The organism is Acidovorax sp. CCYZU-2555 (genome assembly GCF_018413525.1).
Classification (GTDB): domain Bacteria; phylum Pseudomonadota; class Gammaproteobacteria; order Burkholderiales; family Burkholderiaceae_C; genus Comamonas.
This window is the reverse complement of sequence record NZ_JAHCDD010000128.1, coordinates 1-9,797: the sequence shown is the minus strand read 5'-3', so window position 1 is coordinate 9,797 and position 9,797 is coordinate 1. Positions and strand designations below refer to the sequence as shown.

The window sequence follows — 9,797 nt, the reverse complement described above, 5'->3', positions numbered from 1 at the left end:
CACGCACACAATGACATGCGGGTGATCGGGATCACCCGTGGCATTCCATTCCCAGTAGGCCATGCGGTGTGCATCGGCATCGGTCCCTACGCCCTGCGGCACGGCGGCGGCACCGGGGCACAGTACGTAGTTCAGCGTAGGTTCATTCATGGGGGCACAATCCAGCAGCACGGTTCGATAATGCATCGTAATTCATTCGGAGACCTTCCATGCTGAAAGGCAAAACTGCACTCGTCACTGGATCCACCAGCGGCATAGGCCTCGGTATCGCCAAGGCCCTGGCACAACAGGGCGCGAATATCGTGCTCAATGGTTTCGGCGACGTCGACGGGCCGCGCGCCGAGGTGCAGGCCGCGGGACACGCGGCCGGCGCCAAGGTCGCCTACCATGGCGCCGACATGACACGCGTGGCCGACATCGAAGACATGATCGACTACAGCGTGCGCAATTTCGGCCAGGTCGACATTCTGGTGAACAACGCCGGCATCCAGCATGTCTCGCCCATCGAAGACTTCGCGCCCGAACGCTGGGACGCCGTCATTGCCATCAATCTCTCGAGCGCTTTCCACGCGACGCGCCTGGTGCTGCCCTCCATGCAGGCCGCGGCAAACGGCAAGGGCTGGGGTCGCATCATCAACGTGGCTTCAGTGCACGGCCTTGTGGGCTCGGCGAACAAGTCGGCCTACGTGGCGGCCAAGCACGGCCTGATCGGCCTGACCAAGGTCTGCGCGCTCGAGAACGCGACCACGGGAGTCACCTGCAACGCGATCTGCCCCGGCTGGGTGCTGACGCCGCTGGTGCAAAAGCAGGTCGACGCCAAGGCCGCCGATCAAGGCATCAGCATCGAGGAGGCGACTAAGCAGTTGCTGTCCGAAAAGGAGCCTTCGCTGCAGTTCACCACGCCCGAGGAATTGGGCGCGCTGGCGGTGTTCTTCTGCTCGCCGGCCGGCGCCAATGTGCGCGGCGTGGCGTGGAATATGGATGGGGGCTGGGCGGCGCAGTGATGTGGCCTCCGCGCTTGCTTTTGCCCTAATTCAGCCGTTCTTGGTGAGCCTGGCTCGGCGCCCTCGTCGAACCATGAACGGCCCGTCCTCATGACTTGAGCGCAGGCCGTTCATCCTTCGACGCGGCCGGCGAGGCAGGCTCAGGACGAACGGGGGATTAGGCCCGCTGTTTCTTTTTGACGCCTTGCGAGACCCCGTCTCGCTTGCTCAGCTCAGGACGAACGGGTGCGAAACAGAGTGGCTACTTCACCATCTGCACCGAACCCGACACATTCACCACGACCTGGCTCTTGCCGGCCTCGACGGGAATCTGCGCGTCTTCGGCCATGGCGCCCTTGGCCATCATCGCCATGCGGGGGGCATAGCCCATGTCGTTGCTGTTGACCGACACTTCACGCACGGTATAGCGCTGGAAGCCGAAGGCCTGGGCCAGCGACTGGGCCTTGGCCTGGAAATTGGCGATGGCTTCCGACTGCGCCTGGCCTTCGACCTTGGCGCGGGCTTCGCGCGACAGCGCAAAACCGGTCTGGCTCACGGGCATGCCGTTGATTTGCGCCGCGGTGCGCGTGATGCGATCGAAGTCGCGGCCCTGCAGCACCAGCTCGGCGCGGCCCTGCCAGCCCGTGACCTTGCCGTCCTTGTTGTTGCGCGGGTAGATGCCGAAATTGCCGGTGCGCACGTCGAGCTGTCCGGGCTGGGCCTGGCGCTTGGCCGCGGTCAGCGCAGCGTCCAGCACCTGCTGCAACTGCGTCTGCACGGCAGCGGCATCGCTGCCTTCGCGCGTCGCGGCCAATGTCATCACCAGCAGATCCTGGGTGACTTCCACGGTGCCCGAACTCGACAGCTGCAGCACATTGGAAGGCTCGGGCAGCGTCTGTGCGCCGACCATGCCGGCGCCCGCACACAGCGCACCGACCGCGATCCATTGGGACAATTTCTTCATGCATGCTCCTGGGAATAATTAAGGCCGCACCAGCATAGCGGCAAACGCCGGGAGGCTTTGGCGGACGGCGGCGCAAGCGCTTGTAAGTCATTGCGACACGTTTGGGCGAGCAGCGCAAAACTTGTAACAGTTGGTCAGGGTTTGCCCAAAACCGCGGTTTTCGGGCATCAAGGTGGTCAGAATGGGCTCTGTTACATATTGGACCGAGGACGCAAACATGGGCACACAGACCAACCGCACCGACAAAATTTTGGTTGTCGATGACGACGCGCGCATCCGTGATCTGCTGCGCCGCTACCTGACGCAAGAAGGCTTCGAGATCATGATTGCCGAAGACGGCAAGGCCTTGAACCGCATCCTGCTGCGTGAAACCGTGGATCTGATCGTGCTCGACTTGATGATGCCCGGCGAAGACGGCCTGTCGATCTGCCGACGCCTGCGCGCCGCCAACGACCGCACGCCCATCATCATGTTGACCGCCAAGGGCGAAGACGTGGACCGCATCGTGGGCCTCGAAGTCGGCGCCGACGATTACCTGGGCAAGCCCTTCAACCCGCGCGAACTGCTGGCCCGCATCCACGCCGTGCTGCGCCGCCGTCCTCCGCAAGAGGCACCTGGCGCACCTTCGGGCGACAACGAGATTGTCAATTTCGGGCCTTTCGCCTTCGATCTGGGCACTCGCGTGCTGCAGAAAAATGGCGAAGAGCTGCCGCTGACCACCGGCGAATTCGCCATGCTCAAGGCCCTGGTGCGCCACCCGCGCCAGCCGCTGTCGCGCGAAAAACTCGCCTTGCTGGCGCGTGGCCGTGAATTCGAGCCGTTCGACCGCAGCCTTGATGTGCAGGTATCGCGTCTGCGCAAGCTGATCGAGGAAGACCCGGCCGCACCGCGCTATATCCAGACCGTCTGGGGCGTAGGCTATGTGTTCGTGCCCGATGGCAATAACTGAGATCCACCCTTGCGCCTGGGGTTCTTCCCGCAGGCGCCAAGCTACCGATGACTGCCTCCTCCGCTTCCGCACCTGACGCAACCAGTCCCGTTCCGCTGGACTATCCGAATGGTCGCGGGGGAGCGCGTTCGCGCTCCCGGCTGAACCTGAACCTGTTCTGGCGCACGTTCTGCCTGCTGGCGCTGCTGCTTGTCGGCAGCATTCTGGCGTGGCTGCAAACCCTGCGCGCGTTCGAATTCGAGCCGCGCACGCTGCACACAGCGCAACAGGTCGCATCGCTGGTCAACCTCAGCCGCGCGGCGCTGGTGCATGCCGATGCCATCGCGCGGGTATCGCTGATCAAGACCATGGCCGACCAGGAAGGCGTGCGCATTCTGCCGCGCGAGCCCAACGACAAGTTCGAACTGCTCGATCAGAGCGCGCTGGGCAATCGACTCCACGACGAGCTCGCGGCGCGCCTGGGTCCGGGCACCATCGTTGCGCGCAGCGTCAATGGTGAAGCCGGCATCTGGGTCGGCTTCACCATCAACGGCGACCCCAACTGGCTGTTGATGGACCGCTCGCGCTTCAGCCCAGCGGGCGGGCGCACCTGGCTTGTCTGGCTGATCACGGCCGGCGCGCTGTCGCTGGCCGGCGCGGCCGTCATAGCGCGCCTGATCAACCGGCCGCTCAAACAGCTCAGCGAGGCCGCGAACCGCGTGCGCGACGGCAATTTCGAAGCCAGCCAGCTCGACGAGCAGGCCGTCACCAGCGAGATCCGTGAAGTCAATATCGGCTTCAACCGCATGGCGCAGAAACTCTCCAAACTGGAGCAGGACCGCGCCGTGATGCTGGCCGGCATTTCGCATGACCTGCGCACGCCGCTGGCGCGGCTGCGGCTGGAAACCGAAATGAGCGTGGCCGACAACGTCGCGCGCGACCACATGGTCGCCGACATCGTGCAGCTCGACGCCACCATCGACAAGTTCCTCGATTACGCCCGGCCCGACCATGTCACGCTGACCACGGTCAACCTGCATGCGGTGGTGTCATCCTGCGTCTACGCGGTGCAGGACCACCGCGAACTGCAGATCAGCATGGACGTGCCCGAAGGGCTTTACGTGCTGGCCGACGAAGTCGAACTCGCGCGCGTGGTGTCCAATCTGCTGGAGAACGCGCGCCGCTACGGCAAGAGCCCGGATACCGACACCGCCCAGGTCGAAGTCACGGCCAAGGCACGTGAAAACTGGGTGGTGATGCGCATTCGCGACCGCGGCCAGGGCGTTCCGCCCGAGCAGCTGTCGCGCCTGACCCAGCCGTTCTTCCGTGGCGACTCGGCGCGCACCGCTGCCGCGGGCGCAGGCCTGGGGCTGTCGATCGTCGACAAGACCGTGCAGCGCATGGGCGGCGTGTTTGCGCTGTCGAACACCGCATCGGGCGGTCTCGCCGCGCATATCCAGCTGCAGCGCGCGCAAAGCCTGCCCGACGGCAAGGACCCCGAGCAGCGCCTGCAGCGCCCTCAGGTCAAGCGCCAGCTGCCGCCGCGCCGGCCGCAGGCCTGAACAGCAGCACGGCCGCGCGCGCTTCCATTGCCTGCAACTGCCCGACCGGGCCCAGCTTCTCGGCCGTCTTGGCCTTGACGTTGACCTGGTCGGCAGCCAGGCCCAGCGCCTGCGCGATGCAGGCGCACATCGCGCCGATATAGGGCGCGAGCTTGGGCGCCTGGGCGATCACCGTGCTGTCGATATTGCCGATTTCCAGCCCCGTGGCGCGCACGCGGCGCGCGGCTTCGACCAGCAGCTTGAGTGAATCCGCGCCCTTGAACTCCGCATCGGTGTCGGGAAAATGCCGGCCGATATCGCCCAGCGCCGCGCCGCCCAGCAGCGCATCGGTGATCGCGTGCAGCAGCACGTCGGCATCGGAATGGCCCAGCAATCCCATGGTGTGGGGAATCTCGATTCCGCCAATGATCAGCTTGCGGCCTGGCACCAGGGCATGCACATCCCAGCCTTCACCGATACGAAATTGAATAGACATTGTTGACTCGACTCCGCAAAGCGCTTTGAAAAGCCGATTATCCGTTGCCTGCGTGGCGTGCTCGCTCGCGCGACTCGATCACGGCCGCCGCCAGCGCAAAGTCTTCGGGATAGGTGACCTTGAAATTCTGCGCGCTGCCCGGAACCAGCAACGGCCGCAGGCCCTGGGCCTCGATGGCGCTGGCTTCGTCCGTTGCGGCCGCGCCCATGGCCTGCAGCGCGGCGCGCAAGGGCCCGAGGCGGAACATCTGCGGCGTCTGCGCCAGCCATTTGTCCGCGCGCGGCAGAGTGGCCGCGACGCGCGCCACGCCATCGACCATCTGCGCCGCCTTGAGCGTGTCGGGCAGCTGGTGCGCGAGCAGACCGCCCACGGCGTCGCCCTGGCAGGCGTCGATCAGCCGGTCGACCATGGCCGGCGTGAGCAGGCAGCGCGCCGCGTCGTGCACCAGCACCCAGTCGGTATCGGCCGCGCCCAGCGCAGCCAGTTCGGTCAGACCGCCCAGCACGGTGTCGGCGCGCGTCGCGCCGCCGCAGGCGGCGACGCGCCAAGCGGGCGCGTCGGCCGACTCCCGCGTCGCGAAGAAACGATCGCCCGCGCTCACCCCCACCAGCGTGCCCGACAGCCGCGCCACGCCCGCGAGCGCGGCCAGTGTGTGCAGCACCAGCGGCCGGCCCGCGACCGGCTGGTATTGCTTTGGCAGATCGGGCTGCTGGCCCGCGCCGACGGCGCGCGCGCCCACGCCCGCACAGGGAACGAAGGCCCAGAGCCGCGCCGCGCCCTGGTTAGCAGCTACGTCGGATGGGTCAATTGGAGGCGGCAGGGAATCGTTCATGGGCGCCATTCTAGAATCGACCCTTGCGTCTTGGCCGGCACCCGGCCGCCCCCGAGGCGCCAACAACCTATCGCATGGACCTGCCCAAACTCACTCCCGGCAAACGATTCACCCTCCCCCGCCCCGTGGGCAGCGCCGACGCGCTGCTGCTGGCGCGCGTGGGAGCCCGCGAAAAAGCCGCGGGCCGCGTCACGGCCATCGTCACGGCCGATGCCAGCGATGCCCAGCGCCTCATGGAGGAACTGGCGTTCTTCGCGCCCGATCTGCGCTGCGCGCTGTTTCCCGACTGGGAGACCCTGCCCTACGACACGTTCTCGCCGCACCAGGACCTGATCAGCGAACGCCTGGCGACGCTGTGGCGCATCAGCCAGCACGACCATGCGACCGGCGCCGACGTGGTGCTGGTGCCGGCCACCACCGCGCTGTACCGGCTCGCGCCGCCGAGCTTTCTCGCGGGCTACACCTTCCATTTCAAGGTGCGGCAAAAGCTCGACGAAGCCAAGCTCAAGGCCCAGCTGACGCTGGCCGGCTACTCGCATGTGTCGCAGGTCGTGAGCCATGGCGAGTACGCGGTGCGCGGCGGGCTGATCGATCTGTTCCCCATGGGCTCGGCCGTGCCCTACCGCGTCGATCTGTTCGACGACGAAATCGACTCGATACGCACGTTCGATCCCGACACCCAGCGCAGCCTCTACCCCGTGCCCGAAGTGCGCCTGCTGCCAGGGCGTGAATTCCCCATGGACGACGACGCGCGCGCGCTGTTTCGCAGCCGCTGGCGCGAACTGCTCGAAGGCGATCCGACACGCAGCCGTGTCTACAAGGACATGGGCAATGGCGTGGCCACGGCCGGCATCGAGTACTACCTGCCGCTGTTCTTCGAAGAGTCGGCCACGGTGTTCGACTACCTGGGCGAGCAGGCGACCGTGGTGCTGCATGGCGATCTGGAACCCGCGTTCCAGCGCTTCTGGCAGGACACGAAAGACCGCTACCGCCTGGTGCAGGGCGACCCCGAGCGCCCGGCGCTGCCGCCCGAGTCGCTGTTCCTCAGCGCCGAACAGTTCTATCTGCGCGCCAAGAGCTATGCCCAGCTGGCCGTGCGTGCGGCGGATATGCCGGCCGACCAGATCTCCAGCGGCGAGTTCCAGCCCCTGCCCGACCTGTCGGTGGTGCGCGGCGCCGACGACCCGCTCGCGCGCCTGCACGCCCATCTGGCGCAGACCCCGCAGCGCATTCTGCTGCTCGCCGAAAGCGACGGCCGGCGCGAAAGCCTGCTCGACTTCTTCCGCGCTTCGCAGCTCAACCCGCCGGCCTTCGAATCGCTGGCCGAATTCGAGGCCGATGGCACAGAAAAGATAGGCATTGCCACGGCGCCTCTGGCCGTGGGCTTTCACTGGGACACCGCGGGCATCGATTTCGTCACCGAGACCGAGCTGTTCGCGGCCGGCCCCACGACCCGCAGGCGCAAGAAGCAGGAGCAGGTCAGCGATGTCGAAGCGCTGATCAAGGATCTGTCCGAACTGCAGATCGGCGACCCGGTGGTGCACAGCCAGCATGGCATTGGCCGCTATCAGGGTCTGATCAACATGGATGTGGGCCAGCAGAATCCCGACGGCAGCCCCGCGCTGCAGGAGTTCCTGCACCTGGCCTATGCGGGCGACGCGGTGCTGTACGTGCCCGTGAGCCAGCTGCAACTGATCAGCCGCTACACCGGCATGTCGCCCGAAGACGCGCCGCTGCACAAGCTCGGCGGCAACCAGTGGGAGAAAGCCAAGCGCAAGGCCGCCGAACAGGTGCGCGATTCCGCGGCCGAGCTGCTCAACATCTACGCGCGCCGCGCCGCGCGCCAGGGCCATGCGTTCCGCTACAGCCCGCAAGACTACGAGACGTTCGCCAACGACTTCGGCTTCGAGGAAACCGCCGACCAGAAGGCCGCGATCCATGCCGTGGTGCACGACATGATCAGCCCCCAGCCCATGGACCGGCTGGTCTGCGGCGATGTGGGCTTCGGCAAGACCGAAGTAGCGCTGCGCGCGGCCTTCGTCGCCGTCACGGGCGGCAAGCAGGTCGCGTTTCTCGCGCCCACTACGCTGCTCGCCGAGCAACACTACCGCACGCTGGTCGACCGCTTCGCGCGCTGGCCCATACGCGTGGCCGAAGTCTCGCGCTTTCGCTCGGGCAAGGAAATCACCGCGGCCGTCAAAGGCATTGCCGATGGCACCGTCGACATCGTGGTGGGCACGCACAAGCTGCTGTCGGAGTCCACGCAGTTCCATGACCTGGGCCTGCTGATCATCGACGAGGAACACCGTTTCGGCGTGCGCCACAAGGAGCAGATGAAGGCGCTGCGCGCCGAAGTCGACGTGCTCACGCTCACCGCCACGCCCATTCCGCGCACCATGGGCATGGCGCTCGAAGGCCTGCGCGATCTGAGCGTGATCGCCACCGCGCCCCAGCGCCGCCTGGCGATCAAGACCTTCGTGCGCAACGAAGGCACGGGCGTGATCCGCGAAGCCGTGCTGCGCGAACTCAAGCGCGGCGGCCAGTGCTACTTCCTGCACAACGAAGTCGAGACCATAGAGAACCGGCGCCAGAAGCTCGAAGAAATCCTGCCCGAAGCGCGCATCGCCGTGGCCCACGGCCAGATGCCCGAACGTGAACTCGAGCGCGTGATGCGCGACTTCGTCGCCCAGCGCTACAACATCCTGCTGTGTTCGACCATCATCGAGACCGGCATCGACGTTCCCAGCGCCAACACCATTCTGATGAGCCGCGCCGACAAGTTCGGCCTGGCCCAGCTGCACCAGCTGCGCGGTCGCGTGGGCCGCAGCCACCACCAGGCCTATGCCTATCTGATGGTGCCCGACATCGACAGCCTGACCAAGCAGGCCCAGCAGCGGCTCGATGCCATCCAGCAGATGGAAGAACTGGGCAGCGGCTTCTACCTGGCCATGCACGACCTGGAGATCCGCGGCGCGGGCGAAGTGCTGGGCGAGAACCAGAGCGGCAACATGATGGAAGTCGGCTTCCAGCTGTACAACGAAATGCTGTCAGAAGCCGTGCGCTCGCTCAAGGAAGGCAAGGAGCCCGATCTGCTGTCGCCGCTGTCGGTGTCCACCGACATCAATCTGCACGCCCCCGCGCTGCTGCCCGACAGCTATTGCGGCGATGTGCACCTGCGGCTGTCGTTCTACAAGAAGCTCGCCACGGCCAGGACCAGCGAACAGATCGACAACCTGCTCGAGGAAATCGTCGACCGCTTCGGCAAGCTGCCGCCGCAGGCGCAGACGCTGATCGACGTGCACCGGCTGCGCGTGCTGAGCCAGCCCTATGGCGTGGTGAAGGTCGATGCGGCGCCGGGCGTGATCACCATCACGTTCAAGCCCAAGCCGCCCATCGACCCGATGAACATCATCGGCCTGATCCAGAAGAACAAGCACATCAAGCTCGCCGGCAACGAGAAGCTGCGCATAGAGCGCGCGCTGCCCGACCCGATGGCGCGCGCCCAGCTGGTGCGCGATGTGCTCAAGAGCCTGGGCCAGCCGCTCAAGAGCAGCGAGGCGGTGGCGGCCTAAATACCCGAAGGCGCGGCCAAGCGCCTCGGGTGTTTCCTTGCCATGTGGCGCAAACCACAGCGCGGAAGAAAAAAGGCCCACGAACCACGCGGGTTGGCACAAGAATTGCAAAAGCTTTCTGGCAGGCAGACCGCCTGTATCTAGTTCTTTTGGGAGTCTTTCCATGCACCTTCGACGCCTGATCCCCGCCCTCGCCTGCGCACTCGTCACGGGGGGCGTGGCCGCACCGGCGTTGGCCCAGGTCGCCTACCCCGACCATGCGGTCAAGGTCATGGTCGCGCTGCCCGCCGGCGGCAGCGCCGACATGATTGCGCGCGTGGTGAGCCAGAAGCTCGCGGCGGAAATGGGCCAGCCTTTCGTCGTCGAGAACCGCGCCGGCGCCTCGGGCCAGATCGGCCTGCCGGCCGTGGCGCGCGCGCCGGCCGACGGCTATACGCTGACCATCTCGCCCGCGTCGTTCCTCACGACCAACAAAAGCATC

The 9,797-nt window shown here is 66.1% G+C and carries 8 protein-coding genes and 1 pseudogene; 5 read left to right on the top strand and 4 right to left on the bottom strand.

Annotated elements, in window-relative coordinates:
- Window positions 1-150 (bottom strand): annotated as a pseudogene (locus KHY18_RS27230) (alpha/beta fold hydrolase); the annotation flags it as partial.
- Between the two features lie 59 nt (window positions 151-209).
- Here KHY18_RS27230 and KHY18_RS26190 point away from each other — a divergent pair.
- A complete protein-coding gene (locus KHY18_RS26190; protein ID WP_213307167.1) occupies window positions 210-1,004 on the top strand; it encodes a 3-hydroxybutyrate dehydrogenase in 795 nt (264 codons plus the stop codon).
- A gap of 241 nt (window positions 1,005-1,245) precedes the next feature.
- Here KHY18_RS26190 and KHY18_RS26185 read toward each other — a convergent pair whose 3' ends face one another.
- Entirely contained in the window at window positions 1,246-1,947 is a 702-nt protein-coding gene (locus tag KHY18_RS26185; protein ID WP_213307164.1) for an SIMPL domain-containing protein, read from the bottom strand.
- 217 nt (window positions 1,948-2,164) lie between these two features.
- Between KHY18_RS26185 and ompR the strand changes: the two genes are divergently transcribed.
- Both ompR and KHY18_RS26175 read left to right on the top strand, forming a co-directional pair.
- Window positions 2,165-2,896 carry an osmolarity response regulator transcription factor OmpR gene (ompR, locus tag KHY18_RS26180; protein WP_159916808.1) on the top strand — a complete coding sequence of 244 codons (732 nt, stop codon included), beginning with the start codon at window positions 2,165-2,167 and terminating at the stop codon, window positions 2,894-2,896.
- 47 nt (window positions 2,897-2,943) lie between these two features.
- Entirely contained in the window at window positions 2,944-4,437 is a 1,494-nt protein-coding gene (locus KHY18_RS26175; RefSeq protein ID WP_213307161.1) for a sensor histidine kinase family protein, read from the top strand.
- Here KHY18_RS26175 and ispF read toward each other — a convergent pair.
- Both ispF and ispD read right to left on the bottom strand, forming a co-directional pair.
- Window positions 4,400-4,912, bottom strand: a complete 513-nt coding sequence (gene ispF, locus KHY18_RS26170; protein WP_213307158.1) for a 2-C-methyl-D-erythritol 2,4-cyclodiphosphate synthase — start codon at window positions 4,910-4,912, stop codon at window positions 4,400-4,402. The genes KHY18_RS26175 and ispF overlap by 38 nt on opposite strands.
- Before the next feature lie 37 nt (window positions 4,913-4,949).
- Window positions 4,950-5,744, bottom strand: coding sequence for a 2-C-methyl-D-erythritol 4-phosphate cytidylyltransferase (gene ispD / locus KHY18_RS26165; RefSeq protein WP_213307155.1), 795 nt, complete (start codon window positions 5,742-5,744; stop codon window positions 4,950-4,952).
- A gap of 74 nt (window positions 5,745-5,818) precedes the next feature.
- Between ispD and mfd the strand changes: the two genes are divergently transcribed.
- Together mfd and KHY18_RS26155 are read left to right on the top strand one after the other, a co-directional pair.
- Window positions 5,819-9,316, top strand: coding sequence for a transcription-repair coupling factor (mfd, locus tag KHY18_RS26160; protein WP_213307152.1), 3,498 nt, complete (start codon window positions 5,819-5,821; stop codon window positions 9,314-9,316).
- A 163-nt stretch (window positions 9,317-9,479) separates the two neighbouring features.
- Window positions 9,480-9,797: Bug family tripartite tricarboxylate transporter substrate binding protein (locus KHY18_RS26155; RefSeq protein ID WP_249729397.1), on the top strand; the 318-nt coding region annotated here is incomplete at its 3' end.